19 protein-coding genes are annotated in these 15,026 nt (G+C 70.4%); 6 read left to right on the top strand and 13 right to left on the bottom strand.

Annotated elements, in window-relative coordinates; genetic code table 11:
• Nucleotides 1–46 precede the first annotated feature (46 nt).
• From ABIC51_RS28415 to madL, 10 genes are all read right to left on the bottom strand, one after another.
• Nucleotides 47–568, bottom strand: a complete 522-nt coding sequence (locus tag ABIC51_RS28415) for a phospholipase D-like domain-containing protein (RefSeq protein WP_027787890.1) — start codon at nucleotides 566–568, stop codon at nucleotides 47–49.
• Nucleotides 569–673: 105 nt separating this feature from the next.
• Nucleotides 674–1,606 carry an acyltransferase domain-containing protein gene (locus ABIC51_RS28410; protein ID WP_175897786.1) on the bottom strand — a complete coding sequence of 311 codons (933 nt, stop codon included), beginning with the start codon at nucleotides 1,604–1,606 and terminating at the stop codon, nucleotides 674–676.
• Entirely contained in the window at nucleotides 1,603–2,469 is an 867-nt protein-coding gene (mdcB, locus tag ABIC51_RS28405) for a triphosphoribosyl-dephospho-CoA synthase MdcB (RefSeq protein WP_060173806.1), read from the bottom strand. Before mdcB ends, ABIC51_RS28410 begins: the two co-directional genes overlap by 4 nt.
• Nucleotides 2,466–3,134, bottom strand: a complete 669-nt coding sequence (mdcG, locus tag ABIC51_RS28400) for a malonate decarboxylase holo-[acyl-carrier-protein] synthase (protein ID WP_059695741.1) — start codon at nucleotides 3,132–3,134, stop codon at nucleotides 2,466–2,468. Before mdcG ends, mdcB begins: the two co-directional genes overlap by 4 nt.
• Nucleotides 3,121–3,828: a biotin-independent malonate decarboxylase subunit gamma gene (gene mdcE / locus ABIC51_RS28395; protein ID WP_124535593.1), complete on the bottom strand. Its 708-nt coding sequence runs from the start codon at nucleotides 3,826–3,828 to the stop codon at nucleotides 3,121–3,123. Before mdcE ends, mdcG begins: the two co-directional genes overlap by 14 nt.
• Nucleotides 3,815–4,750, bottom strand: coding sequence for a biotin-independent malonate decarboxylase subunit beta (locus ABIC51_RS28390; RefSeq protein ID WP_027787895.1), 936 nt, complete (start codon nucleotides 4,748–4,750; stop codon nucleotides 3,815–3,817). The genes mdcE and ABIC51_RS28390 overlap by 14 nt, the downstream gene beginning before the upstream one ends.
• Complete coding sequence (mdcC, locus tag ABIC51_RS28385) at nucleotides 4,747–5,061, bottom strand: malonate decarboxylase acyl carrier protein (protein WP_354006726.1); 315 nt, start codon at nucleotides 5,059–5,061, stop codon at nucleotides 4,747–4,749. The genes ABIC51_RS28390 and mdcC overlap by 4 nt, the downstream gene beginning before the upstream one ends.
• Nucleotides 5,062–5,071: 10 nt before the next feature.
• The gene (mdcA, locus tag ABIC51_RS28380) at nucleotides 5,072–6,718 is read right to left on the bottom strand and encodes a malonate decarboxylase subunit alpha (RefSeq protein WP_059695565.1); all 1,647 of its coding nucleotides are present in this window, start codon (nucleotides 6,716–6,718) and stop codon (nucleotides 5,072–5,074) included.
• 134 nt (nucleotides 6,719–6,852) lie between these two features.
• The gene (gene madM, locus ABIC51_RS28375) at nucleotides 6,853–7,620 is read right to left on the bottom strand and encodes a malonate transporter subunit MadM (protein WP_027787898.1); all 768 of its coding nucleotides are present in this window, start codon (nucleotides 7,618–7,620) and stop codon (nucleotides 6,853–6,855) included.
• A gap of 11 nt (nucleotides 7,621–7,631) precedes the next feature.
• A complete protein-coding gene (madL, locus tag ABIC51_RS28370) occupies nucleotides 7,632–8,027 on the bottom strand; it encodes a malonate transporter subunit MadL (protein WP_021162694.1) in 396 nt (131 codons plus the stop codon).
• 328 nt (nucleotides 8,028–8,355) lie between these two features.
• On the opposite strand from madL, the gene ABIC51_RS28365 reads away from it, so the two are divergent.
• Both ABIC51_RS28365 and ABIC51_RS28360 read left to right on the top strand, forming a co-directional pair.
• Nucleotides 8,356–9,204 carry a LysR substrate-binding domain-containing protein gene (locus tag ABIC51_RS28365; RefSeq protein WP_027787899.1) on the top strand — a complete coding sequence of 283 codons (849 nt, stop codon included), beginning with the start codon at nucleotides 8,356–8,358 and terminating at the stop codon, nucleotides 9,202–9,204.
• A 170-nt stretch (nucleotides 9,205–9,374) separates the two neighbouring features.
• Nucleotides 9,375–9,653, top strand: a complete 279-nt coding sequence (locus ABIC51_RS28360; RefSeq protein ID WP_059695563.1) for a DUF4148 domain-containing protein — start codon at nucleotides 9,375–9,377, stop codon at nucleotides 9,651–9,653.
• A 54-nt stretch (nucleotides 9,654–9,707) separates the two neighbouring features.
• On the opposite strand, the gene ABIC51_RS28355 is transcribed toward ABIC51_RS28360, so the two are convergent.
• Entirely contained in the window at nucleotides 9,708–10,625 is a 918-nt protein-coding gene (locus tag ABIC51_RS28355; protein ID WP_060196199.1) for a 3-hydroxyacyl-CoA dehydrogenase NAD-binding domain-containing protein, read from the bottom strand.
• Nucleotides 10,626–10,872: 247 nt separating this feature from the next.
• On the opposite strand from ABIC51_RS28355, the gene ABIC51_RS28350 reads away from it, so the two are divergent.
• Together ABIC51_RS28350 and ABIC51_RS28345 are read left to right on the top strand one after the other, a co-directional pair.
• The gene (locus ABIC51_RS28350) at nucleotides 10,873–11,313 is read left to right on the top strand and encodes an Hsp20/alpha crystallin family protein (RefSeq protein ID WP_027787902.1); all 441 of its coding nucleotides are present in this window, start codon (nucleotides 10,873–10,875) and stop codon (nucleotides 11,311–11,313) included.
• A gap of 16 nt (nucleotides 11,314–11,329) precedes the next feature.
• Nucleotides 11,330–11,740, top strand: a complete 411-nt coding sequence (locus tag ABIC51_RS28345) for an Hsp20/alpha crystallin family protein (protein ID WP_027787903.1) — start codon at nucleotides 11,330–11,332, stop codon at nucleotides 11,738–11,740.
• A 94-nt stretch (nucleotides 11,741–11,834) separates the two neighbouring features.
• On the opposite strand, the gene ABIC51_RS28340 is transcribed toward ABIC51_RS28345, so the two are convergent.
• Together ABIC51_RS28340 and ABIC51_RS28335 are read right to left on the bottom strand one after the other, a co-directional pair.
• A complete protein-coding gene (locus ABIC51_RS28340) occupies nucleotides 11,835–12,170 on the bottom strand; it encodes a TFIIB-type zinc ribbon-containing protein (RefSeq protein WP_021162688.1) in 336 nt (111 codons plus the stop codon).
• A 96-nt stretch (nucleotides 12,171–12,266) separates the two neighbouring features.
• Nucleotides 12,267–13,022 carry a TerC family protein gene (locus ABIC51_RS28335; RefSeq protein WP_021162687.1) on the bottom strand — a complete coding sequence of 252 codons (756 nt, stop codon included), beginning with the start codon at nucleotides 13,020–13,022 and terminating at the stop codon, nucleotides 12,267–12,269.
• Nucleotides 13,023–13,130: 108 nt separating this feature from the next.
• Here ABIC51_RS28335 and ABIC51_RS28330 point away from each other — a divergent pair, with 108 nt between their 5' ends.
• A complete protein-coding gene (locus ABIC51_RS28330; RefSeq protein WP_027787906.1) occupies nucleotides 13,131–14,024 on the top strand; it encodes a LysR family transcriptional regulator in 894 nt (297 codons plus the stop codon).
• 115 nt (nucleotides 14,025–14,139) lie between these two features.
• On the top strand, nucleotides 14,140–15,026 hold an 887-nt coding region (locus tag ABIC51_RS28325; RefSeq protein WP_354006725.1), incomplete at its 3' end, for a DUF2242 domain-containing protein.

The raw sequence follows: 15,026 nt of genomic DNA, 5'->3' as shown, positions 1-15,026 counted from the left end.
GATGCAAGCAGGGTCACACCGGCGCGCGGGGCACCGAAGGAAAGGGTCAGAGGCCGCCGGCCTGCCGGTACAGCCGCCAGAACGACTGCGCATAGGATTGCGCGAGCTCGGGCGCGCGCTGGAACACGTTCACCGTTTCCGCATGCGCAGCCGCCCCTTCGGAGAGCGTCGTCAGCGCGACGCTGTCGTCCACGATCACGAAGCGCGGCGCGGGATCGCCGTGCCGCGACTCGATCGCCACGTCGATACCCGACGCTTTCAGATAGCCCGCGCCGCTGTACCGGCCCGCGTGCGGCGAACGCACGAGCACGACACGCACCTCGATCCCGCGCGAGCGGGCCGCGCGCAGCGCGCTCGCGACCGCCGGCGGCACGTGCGTATAGCCGGCCAGCAAGACGCGACGCTGCGCCTGCTCGATCAGGTCGACGGTCGCGTCGGCCGCCGCATTGTCATACGAAAAGTATGTGCCGACCGATGCGGCGTCGGACGGAATCTGGCTGGCGTGGGCGCTCGCCGCGCAGCAGAGCGCGGCGAGAAGGAAGGCGGCTGGTCTCATGGCGGGCGCCATTTTAGCGACGCCAATTCGTGTGGCAAGCGCCGGCTGCAAGGCTGCTGCGCCGGCGCAACACACAGTGCGAAAGGCGACTCCGGCGAGGGTCTTCCGGGCCGTCGATCAGCCCGCCGCGACGCGCGCGAGCCAGCTCGCGACGCCGTCGACGGAACGGAAATCCGCGAGGCTGCGCGCCGGCAGCGCAGGATATGCGCTACCGGCCATCTCGGCCAGCGCGCGGCCGGGGCCGAGCTCGAGGAACGCGGTCGCACCGGCCTCCACGCACGCGGCAAGACAGGCCGCCCACTCGACCGGCTCCGCGATCTGCCGGGCCAGCTTGTCGAGTCCCGCGTCGACGTCGAGCACCGACGCGCCGTCGATACCCGAAAAGAGCCGCGTGCCGGGCAGCGGCCGCCGCACGTGAGCGGCGGCGAGCGACGCGCGAAACACCGGCACGGCCGCGGCGAGCCGGCGCGTGTGCGACGCGATCCGCACGCAGACGGGCGCGACGCGCAGCGCACCGTCGCGCGACGCGTCGTCGGCCACCGCATCGACATCGGGCTGGCGCCCCGCGACCACGAACGCGTCGCCCGGGTTCGCGATCGCGATCGCCGCGTCGCGGCCGTCGCACAATCGCGCAAGCCGAGCGCGCGTCAGGCCGCGCACGAACACCATCCGCTCGTCGCCGCCGCTCGCGGCATCCATGGCACGCGCACGCGCGTCGGCCAGGTCGAGCGCGGCGTCCGGCTCGATCATCCCCGCGACGCTCCACGACGCGACTTCGCCGACGCTGTAGCCGGCGACGCAGCGCCGGCGCGGCCACACCGCGTCGAGCAGCGCGGCCGCCGCGAGCGCCTGGAGCGAGCAGAGGATCTGCGCGGCACGGTTTTCACGCAGCGCGTCCGGCCCGGCGTGCCGCACCCACGCGCGCGGATCGTCGCCGAGCAGCCGGCCGGCGTGGGCGAACAGCGCGTCGGCCTGCGGCGCGGTGCCGGTCAGGTCGAACATGTCGGCGCGCTGCGCGCCCTGTCCCGAACAGAGGATGGCCAGCGTCATCGCGCGCCTCCGTCGGCTTCGAGCGCATCGACGAAGACGCTCATCGCAAGCAGGTCAGCCGCGCCGCCCGGGCTCAGCCGGCGCGCGACGAACGCACGATGCACGGCGGCCGCGCGTAGCCGCCAGTCGCGCGCCCGCACGCCGCCGCGTGCGACGAACGCGCGTGCGGCCGCTTGCGCGAATTCGAGGCCGTCCTGCCCGCCCCGGTGCAGCAGGTTCGTATCGTCGAGCGCGGCGATCAGCGCAAAGCACGCGTCGACGCGCGCCGCTTCCGGGTCGCCGGGCAGGTCACGCCGCGCGCGACGCAGCGCGGGCAGCCCGACCGCATAGACGGTCGTGAAACCGTCGGCCGCCTCGCGGCGCGCGCCGCCGACGCCGTAGCGGCGGCTCGCGCGTTCGCCGTGGCTGTCGGGCAGGCGCGGGCCGCCGAGGATATCGGCGCCCCAGCGGCGGGAGACGAACGCGCCGAGCGTCGTCCCGCCCGGCACGGCGCCCGGCGTCGCACGCCGGCCCGCCGCCGCGCACAGCAGCCCGAGCCCGAAGATCGCGCCGCGATGCGTGTTGACGCCGCCCGTCGCGGCGAGCATCGCGTGCTCGGCACGCAGGCCGATCTTGCGCAGCACGGCCATGTCCGCATCGCGCGCGCCTGCGTCGGCCAGTTCCGCGAAGTAAGGCCGCAGCACGGCGGCGCTGCGTGCGAACGTCGCGGCATCCATGTCGGTGTGACTGCCGGTGTCGACGTGACTGACGAGCCCCGGCTTCGGATAGGTCTCGATCTCGAGCACGAGGCTGCGCTCGGCCAGTTCGGCGATGCGTCCGGCTTCGGACGGCGCCGGTATGCGGCAGGCGGCCCATGCACTCATCGCGCGCCCCCGGTGAAGGCGTCGACCGGCATCAGTTCGACGGCGATCGCCGTCTTGACCGCGACTTCAGGCTGCCGCGCATGCAGTTCGCGCCAGTTGACGCCCGCGCCGTCGTTGCGCAGCAGTTCGCCGTCGATGCGCATGGGCGCGCGCCCGTCGATCGACGCGAGGCCGTCGAGCAGCGTCGCGACCGATGCAGCTTCCGGTAGCGGGAACACGATGTCGAGGTCGGACGACTCGCCCAGGTACGGCTCGCCCGTCAGCGCCTGCCATGCGAGGCTGCCGAACACGCGGCCCTGCACGCCGCACCGCGCGCCGAGCGCATCGAGCTCGCGCAACGGCGTGCGCCATGCGTCGGGCGCGGCCGCGAGCACGTCGGACAACGTGGGCAGCGGGCCGACCGTCGCGAGCGCATCGGCCGCTGCGTTCAGCGCGATGCGCCGCTTGCCCGCGGACGGCGGCAGCGGCAGGCCGAGCGGCACGCGGCCGGCATCGGCCTCGTCGGGCGACGCGCGGCGCACGATCAGCGGCCGGCCGCGCGCGGCCCACGCCTGCACGAGCGGATCGGCGGCGAGCGCAGGATCGCGCGCGAATGCCGCGCCCCACCCCGCCGCCGTCAACGTGACGAGCGTGTGGCGGCGCAGCGGCATCTCAGCGCGCGGCACGCGCGAGCGCCTCGACGCGACGCGCGACATCGGCAGCCACCGGCCGGCCGCGCGCAGCGCGCCGGTCGACGCGCTCGGCCGGCTTGCCGAGCCATTCACCAACCTGCGCGTCGAGCGCGCGGGCCGGATCGAGCACGGCGTCAACGGCGCCCATCTTCACGAGATTGTCGAGCCCCGGCGCGAACACCGGCGTCGAGCGCGCCATCTCCTTCAGCACGTCGATCGGCAGCTTGGTCACGCGCGACATCGACGGCAGATCCATCACTTCCGGTTCCGCGCCCGGCACCGCAAGCAGCGTGCGCGTCGCGAGCGCGGTCGCGATGAACGCGCCGGCGGCCGTGTGGCCGTACAGCACGCCGATCGTCCGGTGCCCGGCGAGATCCGCGTGCATCAGGCACTTCGCGAGATGCGACAGCCCCTCGTTCAGGCCGAGCAGTTCGTCGCGCTTGCTCATCCGCTGGCTGTCGCTGTCGACGAGCACGAGGATCGGCGTGTCGCCGCCGCGCGCGATCGTGTCGAGCACGCGCGCCGCGAGCGTCAGCGCCTCGTCGATGCCGAACGGCGAACGGTCGGCGACGCCGATCACGTCGACGCGTGTACCGGCCAGTTCCGCATGCCCCGTCAGCAGGCCGCCGGTGCGGGCGATCGAATGGCCCTGGGGAAACAAGGCGTTCAGCACTTCATCGAGCGTCATGCGTGCTCTCCTGCAATTGATCCGCGAGCGACGCGAACGTGTCGTCCGGCATGCCCGGAATCGCTTCCGGCTTGTCGGCCCCGAGCGTGCGCCAGACGTCGAGCGCATCGTGGCATGCGCCGAACCGTTCGACACGCGCCTCGAGACGCGCCTGCTCGGCACGCAGCATCGCCGCATCGAATGTCGGCGCCCGCCCGATCAGCTCGAGCGCCGCCGCGCGGAATGCGTCCGGCGTGTCGGCCACGTAGCGATCCGCGCCGCCGATCAGCCGCCGGTGCTTGCCGCCCATCGTGCGCCAGATCAGCGCGCGGTCCTTCGAATCGAACTCCTCGACGCCGCGATTGGTTTCGATCACCTCGGGGCCCGACACGCTGATTCGGCCCTGCTCCGACACCGCGAGCGCCGAGCAGCACGCGGCGAGCAATCCGCCGCCGCCGTAGCAGCCCGCGCGCCCGCCGATCAGCCCGATCACCGGCACGCCGGCCGCACGCGCTTCGACGAGCGCGCGCATGATCTCGGCAATCGCGAGTTCGCCCGCATTCGCCTCCTGCAGCCGCACGCCCCCGGTATCGAACAGGATCAGCACCGGCTTGCCGACTTCGCGCGCGGCACGCAGCAGCCCGGTGAGCTTCGCGCCGTGCACTTCGCCGAACGCCCCGCCCATGAAGCGGCCTTCCTGCGCGGCGACGAACACCGGCTGCCCGTCGAGCCGGCCGTGGCCGACCACCATCCCGTCGTCGAACTGCTGCGGCAGGTCGAACAGCGGCAAGTGCGGGCTCGTCACGCGTTCGGCCGGCCCGAGGAATTCGTCGAAGCTGCCCGCGTCGAGCAGCCCGTCGACGCGCTGCCGCGCCGACGCTTCGTACCAGCTCGCCCCATTCGCGACGAACGCGGGCGTGTCGTGGATCGCGTCGTTCATCATGCGTCCCCCTCGATCGATCGCACGGCCTGCGCGAGCCGCAGCGACACCATGTCGGGCCGCGCGCCGCCGTCGTTGATCGACAGCTTCAGGCCGCCCGGCGTGCGCCGCTCGACGAAATCCGTGACGACGGCCTGCCACACCGCACCGAAACCGACCGCCGCGGTGCGGATGTCGATCTCGCATTCGTTGCCCGGCAGCACGCGCTCGACGAGCACCTCGAGATTGCCGGATGCCACCACGCCGACGAGCGCCGCGGCCTGCTCGCCCTTCGCGCGCTCGCGCGCGGTGAAGCGATAGTTCAACTGTTCCATGCCCTCTTCCTCACCAGTTGCGGAACCGGGCCGGCGGCGCATAGAGCCCGCCCGACCAGTGCACGAGATCCTTGATCGAGCGCGCGGCGAGCCAGCGGCGATCGGCGTCGAGCGGATCGATGCCGAGATCCTCCGGACGGCGGATCACGCCGCGCTCGCGCAGCCGCTCGACCATCTTCCGGTCGCGGCCGCGGCCGATCTCCGTATAACCGGCGACGCCGCGGATCGCGTGCTCGCGTTCGTCCTTGTCGCGGCACATCAGCAGGTTCGCGATCCCCTCCTCGGTGACGATGTGCGTGACGTCGTCGCCGTAGACCATGATCGGCGCGAGGTCGAGCTGCAGCTTGTCGGCGAGCTTCAGCGCGTCGAGTTTCTCGACGAACATCGGCACGTTCTTGTCGCCGAACGTCTCGCCGATCTGCACGACGAGCTTGCGGCCGCGCCTGAGTGCCGCCGGCGTATCGGGGTCGGCTTCCGCGCCGGCCTTCAGCCACGGCTCGCTCGGGTGACGCCGGCCGCGCGCGTCGCTGCCCATGTTCGGCGCGCCGCCGAAACCGGCGATGCGCTCGGCGGTGACCGTCGACGAATGGCCGGACAGGTCGATCTGCAGCGTCGAGCCGATGAACATGTCGCACGCGTAGAGGCCGGCCGTCTGGCAGAACGCGCGGTTCGAGCGCAGCGACCCGTCGGAGCCCGTGAACCATACGTCGGAACGCGCGCGGATGTAGTCGTCCATGCCGACTTCCGAGCCGAAGCAGTGGATCTGCTCGACCCAGCCCGATTCGATCGCGGGAATCAGCGTCGGGTGCGGATTGAGCGCCCAGTGCGAGCAGACCTTGCCCTTCAGCCCGAGCTTCTCGCCGTAGGTCGGCAGCAGCAGCTCGATCGCGGCCGTGTTGAAGCCGATCCCGTGGTTCAGGCGCTTGATGCCGTAAGGTTCGTAGATGCCCTTGATCGCGAGCATCGCGGTGAGGATCTGCGTTTCGGTGATCGCGGCCGGGTCGCGCGTGAACAGCGGCTCGACGTAGAACGGCCGGCCCGCCTCGACGACGAAGTGCACGCGGTCGCCGGGAATGTCGACGCGCGGCACCTTGTCGACGATGCGGTCGACCTGCGCGATCACGATGCCGTCCTTGAACGCGGTGGCCTCGACGACGGTCGGCGTGTCTTCGGTGTTCGGGCCGGTGTACAGGTTGCCGTCGGCGTCGGCGCTGACCGCGGCGATCAGCGCGACCTGCGGCGTGAGGTCGATGAAGTAGCGCGCGAACAGCTCGAGATAGGTGTGCACCGCGCCGAGCGCGATCTTGCCGCCGAACAGCAGCTTCGCGATGCGCTGCGACTGCGGGCCCGAATACGCGAAGTCGAGGCGCTTCGCGATGCCGCGCTCGAACACGTCGAGATGCTCGGGCAGCACGACGCCCGACTGCACCATGTGCAGGTCGTGAATCTTCGCGCTGTCGACGTCGGCGAGCGCCGTCGCGAGCAGGTCGGCCTGCTTCTGGTTGTCGCCTTCGAGGCACACGCGGTCGCCGGGCCGCAGCACCGCTTCGAGCAACGCGACGGCGTCGCGCGCATCGACCCGCTTGCCTTGCGCGAAACGCGCACCGGCCGCGAGGCGTGCATCGCGCGCCTGCCGCGCGTGATTCCATCCCGTCATGAACAGTTCTCCCGCTTCGATGGTTCAGCGGCATTCTAAGCCTGGCGCCGCCGCCGATTGATGATGTTGACGAATGCGACTCAGAGGACGCCGCGATGGATGCGGCCCGCACGCTTGGGCCGCATCGCAGCGCGCTACGCGCCGACCAGCGCGCGCGTCGTGAAGAACAGCACCGACGGCCCGAGCAGGCAGCCGACGCCCGTATGGAACGTCGCGACCAATGCGCCGTACGGGACGAGCCGGCGGTCGGTCGCGGCGAGCCCCGCGCTCACGCCGCTGACGGTGCCGGCCAGGCCACCGAAGATCATCGCGGAACGCGGCGTCTTCAGGCCCATGAAGTTGGCCGCGACCGGCGTGCCGACCATCACGATGATCGCCTTCACGAGCCCCGTCGCGATGCTGAGCGCGATCACGTCGGAGCTCGCGCCGATCGCCGCGCCCGTCACGGGGCCGACGATGTAGGTGACGGCGCCCGCGCCGATGGTCGTCATGCTGACCGCGTCGGTGTAGCCGAACGCGCGCGCGATGCACGCGCCGACGATGAACGGCAGCACGGTGCCGAGCAGCAGCGACACGACGCCGACGAGCCCGGCCTTGCGTGCCTCGGTCGGCTGCACTTCGAACGCGGTCGCGACGATCGCGAAATCGCGCAGCATCGCGCCGCCCATCAGGCCGACGCCGGCGAACAGCTTGACGTCGGCCAGCCCTTTCTCGCCGCCGGTGAATGCGCCGCCGACGTAGGCGAGCACGAGGCCGATCACGATCGCGATCGCCGAGCCGTGCACGCGGCCGAACGTGAGCTTGCGCGACGCGATCGACGACAGCCACATGATCAGGCCGACCAGCGCGAACGACGCGACGAGCCCGTTGTGGGCGACGACTTTTTCGAGCATCTGCAGCATGGCGGCCTCCTTCACTGTTCTTCGAATTGCGGCACGGCCGCGAAGGCCGTGTCGTCGCGCCCGGTGCGCACGAGTACCGCGATGCAGCATGCGCAGATCGCGACCGCGCCGACGGCGGCCAGCAACGCGACGGGGCCGCCCTTGAGCGCGGCGACGACGTTCTGGTTCGCGGCCATCGCGACGACGACGGGGATGTACATCGCGCCCCAGAACCCGACGCCGGCCTCGGTTTCCTTCGGCAGCCAGCCGCGCCGGTGCAGCCACAGGCGCAGGCAGATCAGCAGCAGCATCGCGATGCCGACGCCGCCGACGTTGGTCTTCACGCCGATCGCGCTGCCGAGCAGGTCGCCGAGGAACAGGCCGGCCAGGTGGCAGAACGCCAGCAGCGCGGTTCCGTAGATGATCATGAGTCGTCTCCAGTCTCTTCGTGACGGGCGCCGGACGCATGCAGGAACCGGCCCCGCACGCCGATCCCGTGCGCGGACTCGTCTCCTGCGGCGGTGCGCCGCGGCCCGGCGGCCCGTCATGCGGGCGCGTTCTCGGGCGGTCGATGGGATGATGCGGTTTCGGGCCGGATGCCGGATGCCGTAGACTGACCGATGCAGCCGCCGGCACGACGCGGGCTACGCATCCGGTGTGCGCCGTGACGGGCACGCACCGAGGCGTGATCCGATACTAGCGCCGCAATATCCGGCCATTTATGAAGTTGTCGAAACCGATTCAGTGGATTTAGCAATGCGCCCGTTACCGCCCGAGCTGCTGCGCAGCTTCGTCGCCGTCGCCCAGTCCGGCAGCTTCACCGCCGCGTCCGAGCGCGTGAGCCTGTCGCAGTCGACCGTCAGCCAGCATATCCGCCGCCTCGAGGAGCTGCTCGACCGGCCGCTGTTCGAACGCGACACGCGCAACGTGCACCTGTCGCAGCACGGCGACGCGCTGTTCCGCTACGCGGTGCGCATCCTCGAACTGATGGACGAAGCCGTCACGTCGGTGTGCGGGCCGCCGCTGTCGGGCAAGGTGCGGCTCGCGATGTCGGAAGATTTCGCGTCGGCGCACCTGACGGCCGCGCTCGCGAGCTTCGTGCAGCGCAATCCGGAAGTCGAGCTCGCGATCTCGACCGGGCTGTCGGGCGACCTGTTCGACGCGCTCGACGAAGGGCGGCACGATCTCGTGTTCGCGAAGCGCATCGCGGGCAGCCGGCGCGGCCGCGTGATCCGCAGCGAGCCGCTGTACTGGTGCACGGGCCCCGATTCGCGGATCACCGGCCACGAGGCCGTGCTGCCGCTCGCGATGCATCCGGAGCCGAGCGTGTCGCGCCGCCGCGTGCTCGAATCGCTCGAAGCCGTCGGGCGGCCGTACCGGATCGCGGTAGTCAGCAGCAGCGTCGCGGTGTTGCGCGCCGCCGCGAGCGCGGGGCTCGGCGTCAGCGCGTTCGCGGGCTACGTGATCCCGGCCGGGCTCGCGCGGCTCGACGCGGGGCTGCCCGAACTCGGCGAACTCGAGTACGTGATCGACCGGCCGGCGGCCGCGTCGCGATCGACGCTCGCGCTCGAAGCCACACTGATCACGGCCGCGTCGGAGTTGTAACCGCACCGGGTGCAACACACGCCTGCGCGGCCGGCCGCGCCCGCAACTGACAGTTCTGCCCGGAACGCGTCATCGTCCGCGCAGCACCCGCTCACGACAATGGGCCCCATCGGAACGCACGGCAGCCGCCGCGCGCATCCGGTGTCCCGTCCCCTTGATCGGAGCACGCCATGAATGTCTTGCGATTCGCCGTCGCGACCGCCGCCGCCGCCCTGCTGTCCCCCGCCTTTGCCCAGACCGATGCCGCCGCGCCCGAACAGGGCCTGACACGCGCGGAAGTCATCGCCCAGCTCAAGCAGGCCTATCTCGACGGTGAACTGCCGACGAACGACGGCAACTACCCGCCGAGCGCCGCGACGCGCGCGCGCAACCGCGAACTCGTGCAGGCCGCGAGCCCGTCGTGGCTTGCCCAGACGCCGCGGGCACCGCAAACCGCCGCGCAGCAGTAGCGGAGTGCGGCCCGACCGATCGCGGCCCGACCGAAACGCTCCGCCCAGGCGCGATCACGGCAGGAAGCTGCGGCGCCGCGCGTCGATCAGCTCGACGAGCAGGCGGTCGCGTTCGGCCGCCAGTTCCTGCATCGAGCGCTCGCCCTGGATCGCGCGCAATTCGTCGTTCAGCTTGCGATCGACGTCCGGGTTGAACGACGGTGTGCCGAGGTCGTCCCACCAGCTCGTGATCGGCCCCGACAGGTGTTCGAGGAAGTGCGCGATTCCGCCCGCGCCGCCACCGAGGTGATAGGTCAGGCACTGCCCCATCAGCCCCCAGCGCAGGCCGGGCCCCCATGCGACGGCCTTGTCCGCATCGGCAACGCTCACGACGCCTTCGCCGACGAGGTGATACACCTCGCGGAACAGCGCCGCCGCGAGCCGGTTCGCGACGTGGCCGGTCATCTCCTTGTTGAGGACGATCGTCTGCTTGCCGAGCGCATCGTAGAACGCCTTCACGCGCGCGATCACGTCCTGGCCGGTGGCCTCGCCGCCGACCAGCTCGACGAGCGGAATCAGGTGCGGCGGATTGAACGGATGCGCAATCAGGCAACGTTCCGGATGCTTTTCGCACGCTGTCTGGATGTCCGACATTTTCAGGCCCGACGAACTCGACGCGATCGGCACGTGCGCGGGCAGCACGTCGTCCATCTGCCGGTACAGCGCACGCTTCAGGTCGAGCCGCTCCGGGCCGTTCTCCTGCACGAAGTCGACGCCGTCGAGCGCACGCACGAGATCGGCATCGAACGACAGCCGCGCGGAAAGCTCGGCGGCCCGCTCGCCGAGAAACGCGGCCAGTGCGTCGCGCAGCCGCGCGTCGGCTTGCGGCGCCGGATCGGTCGCGACGACGTCGAAGCCCTGCGTCAGATAGAAAGCGGCCCAGCTGGCGCCGATCACGCCGGCGCCGACGATCGCGATGCGTCGAATGTCCATGGTTGTCCCGTGTCGTTGGTCTGCAGATAGATCGCGGCGATTGTCGCATCGAACCGCACGGGCCTGCATTGATGCAGATTGTGGATCCCCTCTTGAAATGCGCTGCGGCGGCCACTAATTACGCGTCGTCGGGCAGCGCACCACACCACGCACTGCCCCCGTTTCGACCCAGTGGAGCCCCCGCGTCGCGCCCGCCGCAGGCGTCGCGCCGTCGCGTCTCCCGTGTTCCCTGTTCAGGAGGACTCACATGAGCGGTATCCATTTCGGCAGCGACCTGTTCGACGAATTCGCCCGCGTGCAGCGGCAGGTGGCGAGCCTGCTCGGCGATCGTCCGTCCGGCATTCGCGCGGTGCGGCCCGGCGCCTTTCCCGCACTCAACGTCGGCGCCACCGACGGCGCGATCGAGATCGTCGCGTTCGCGCCCGGCATGGCCGCGGCCGACTTCGACGTGTCGATCGACAAGGACCTGCTGACGATCAGCGGCGAGCGCAAGCCGGCGCCAGGCGGTGAAGGCGACGACCTGCGCACCTATGCGCAGGAGCGCTTTCACGGTGCGTTCCGCCGCGTCGTCGAGCTGCCGCGTGACGCGGATCCCGACCAGGTCAGCGCCCGCTATGAAAACGGCTGCCTGCTGATTCGCGTCGGCCGGCGCGAGGCATCGAAGCCGCGCGCGATCACCGTTCAATAATTCTCAGGATACCGACATGACTGCGAACCCGACCCTGGCCGAACGCCAAACGAGCACCGTCCACCCCGCTGCCGCCGAAGCGGCGCGCCGGCCCGCGATCACGCCGGCCGTCGACATCGTCGAGAATCACCTCGGCGTCACGCTGCGGGCCGACCTGCCTGGCGTGCCGCGCGAGAACCTCGACGTGAAGGTGCACGACAACACGCTGACGATCGAGGCCGACACGCACCTCGATACGCCGGCCGACCTCCGCGTGCGGCATGCCGAAATCCGCGCGACGCGCTATGCGCGCAGCTTCGTGCTGAGCCCCGACCTCGACACGTCGAGGATCGACGCGAACCTGCGCGACGGCGTGCTGACGCTGACGATTCCGCGCCGCGAGGAAACGCGTCCGCGCCGCATCGACGTGACGGCCGGCAACGCGTAAGCATCGGTGCGTGCCGTCGTCCCGCACGCGTGAAAAAGCCCCGCCGGGTACGCGCCCGGCGGGGCTTTTCAATGGCATGGCGACATCGGCGGAGTCAGTCGAAGTCGAACAGGTCGAACACCGATTTCCGGCGACGCTGGCCGTCATGCTTGTAACGATCTCCGTGCGAGCGGCCATCGTGCCTGTCCCGGTCGTCGTGCGCGCGGCCGTCGCGCCCCCACCCGCCGTCATGGCCGCGCGGCGCTTGCGCATCGTGCCGCACGGGCGTCTCGTCGCGACGCACCGGCGCGTCGCCGGTCTCGCGCGCGATCAGCTTGTCGAGTTCGCCGCGATCGAGCCATACGCCGCGGCAGGTCGGACAGTAGTCGATTTCGATCGACTGGCGCTCGGCCATCAGCAGGTCGGGCGTCTTGCAGACAGGGCATTTCATCGCGCTTCTCCTTTCCGTGCGAATTTCGTCTGGATGCCGTATGAGACGCGCGAGCCGGTTGCCGCCTGAGCGGCAGCCGGCGTCGCGCGCGGCCGCTCAGCGGCCTTCCGTCCGTGCCGCGCGCTTCGCCTTCGCGCGCCGCGCCAGCATGTTCATGCCCTCGACGAACGCCGAGAACGCCATCGCCGCGTAGATGTAACCCTTCGGCACATGCGAGCCGAAACCTTCGGCGATCAGCGTCATGCCGATCACCACCAGGAACGACAGCGCGAGCATCACGATGGTCGGGTTGCGGTCGATGAAGCGTGCGAGCGGCTGCGCGGCGAACAGCATCACGGAGACGGCGACGATCACCGCGACGAACATGATCGGCACGTGTTCGGTCATGCCGATCGCGGTCACGATGCTGTCGATCGAGAACACGATGTCGAGCATCACGATCTGGCCAATCGCGGCCCACATCGTCAGGCCTGCCGCGCCGCCGGCACCGCCCGCGCCGTCACCGTCGTGCGACACGTGGTGATGGATCTCGGTGGTCGCCTTCCACACGAGGAACAGGCCGCCCGACAGCAGGATCATGTCGCGCCACGAGAACGCGTGGTCGAACAGCGTGAACACCGGTTCGGTGAGGCTTGCGATCCACGCGACGCTGCCGAGCAGCGCGAGGCGCATCACCAGCGCGAGCGCGATGCCGAGGCGCTGCGTGCGGGCGCGTTGCGCTTCGGGCAGCTTGTTGCTGAGGATCGAGATGAAGATCAGGTTGTCGATGCCGAGCACGACTTCCATCACGACGAGCGTCAGAAGCGCCGCCCAGACGGCAGGGTCGGCGGCAAGCGTCAGCAGGTAGTCCATGAAATGGGCCGATTCGAAAGTGGAAAGCCCGATGATATGCCGCCCAGAACTTCGTAAAAATCAGAGAGAATCTGATTTTTGGTTCGGCTTTTACGAAATTACGATCCGATGCTCAATTTCCGACATCTGTACTACTTCTGGGTCGTCGTGAAGGAAGGCGGCTTTGCGCGCGCGGCCGGGCGGCTCGACATGGCCGTGCAGACCATCAGCGCGCAGGTGCGCGAGCTCGAGAAAGCGCTCGGGCACCAGTTGCTGCGCCCGGCCGGGCGCAGCGTCGCGATGACCGACGCCGGCCAGGCCGCGTTTGCGCGGGCAGAGGCGATCTTCGAGATGGGACGGCTGATCCCCGACGAAGTGCGCGCGGCGGCCAGCCAGCCGACCGTGCGGCTCGCGGTCGGCCTCGCGGACGGCATCTCCAAGCTCGCCGCGCACGCGATCCTGGCACCCGTGCTGGATACCCCCACGCTGCGGCTGCTGTGCCACGAGGGCGAGCACGACGCGCTGCTCGCGGAGCTCGCGCTGCATCATCTCGATCTCGTGCTGGCCGGCCAGGGCGCGCCGTCCGGTTCGAACCTGCGCGTGACGAGCGAGCGGCTCGTCGCGTCGCCGGTCGACTGGTACGGCCCCGCGGCACTCGTCACGCCGGCCGCACGGGAGCACTTTCCGCAGTGCCTCGCCGAGCTGCCCGTGCTGCTGCCGACCGCGCACTCGGCGCTGCGCGCGCGCCTCGACCTGTGGCTGGAAGGTGAGCGGATCGTGCCCCGCGTGGCCGGGGAATTCGAGGACAGCGCGCTGATGGCCGTGTTCGCGGCGCGCGGCCTCGGCGTGTTTCCGCTGAGCGAACTCGGCGCGAACGATGCGTCGCTGCTGCGCGGGTTGCGGCGGCTCGGGCGCGCGGGCGACGTGACCGAGGAGATCCACGCGATCCGCTCGCGGCGCGGCGAACACCATCCGCTGACGTCGCAATTGCTGGACGCGGCGCGCGGCGCACCGGCCGACTGAAGCGAGTGCGACATCAAACGAAACTATAATGGCGCCCCGGCCTTACGAGATTGCCGCGCGCTTCATCCAGGCACCGCCGTTGCGCGGCCTCTCGCCAAGCCTTCTGAAAGACGCCATGCACAACCGATTTCGCCTGTTTTCCGTTTCGTGCGCGCTCGCGGCCGCGACCGTGCTGGCGGCGTGCTCGTCGCCGCCCAAGCCGATCTACCAGCAGGAACAGTTCGACGCGACGAGCAGCCCGTATGCGCATACGTTCCATTCGAAATCCGACGCGGCCTGCGAGGCCGCGCGGCGCGCGCTGCTGAGCCAGGGTTATGTGGTGTCGTCGTCGCGCAACGATGCGGTCGACGGCAGCAAGAATTTCCAGCCGAACAACGACATGCACGTCGTGATCGAGTTTCACGTCGTGTGCGCGGACGCGAACGCGGACGGCTCGTCGAGCATCGCGTACGTCAACGCGGTGCAGGATCGTTACACGCTGAAGAAGTCGAATACGTCGGCCAGCGTCGGGCTCAGCGTGTTCGGCTCGCTGTCGCTGCCGATCGGGTCGAGCGACGACGCGCTCGTCAAGACCGCCAGCGAGACGATTCCCGCCGGCGTGTTCTATGAACGCTTCTTCAATCTCGTCGAGCATTTCCTGAAGATCGACCCGGCCCGCCGCGACCGCGCGACCGTCAAGGCCGCCGAGAAGGAACCCGTCACGCCGCTGCCCGAACCCGCGCCGACGCCGCAGGGCGAGCCGATGAAGATGACGACCCCGGCCGTGCCGACGCCGCCTGCGGCGCCGGTGCCGCTTTCGCTGCCGGCCGTCGCGCCCGAATCGGGCGCGCACGCGGTGCCGGCCGCGGCGTCGGCCGTGGTCGCGCCGGCGGCAATGCGTGCTGCCGCGCCGGTGGCCGCGTCGGGTTCGGGTTCGGGTTCGGGTTCGGGTTCGGGTTCGGGTTCGGGTTCGGGTTCGGGTTCGGGTTCGGGTTCGGGTTCGGGTTCGGGTTCGGGTTCGGG

Origin of the sequence: Burkholderia sp. 572 (genome assembly GCF_040545135.1) — a bacterium.
GTDB lineage: Bacteria > Pseudomonadota > Gammaproteobacteria > Burkholderiales > Burkholderiaceae > Burkholderia > Burkholderia cepacia.
The sequence above is the reverse complement of the archived record's forward strand: the minus strand, read 5'-3'. Positions and strand labels throughout refer to the sequence as shown.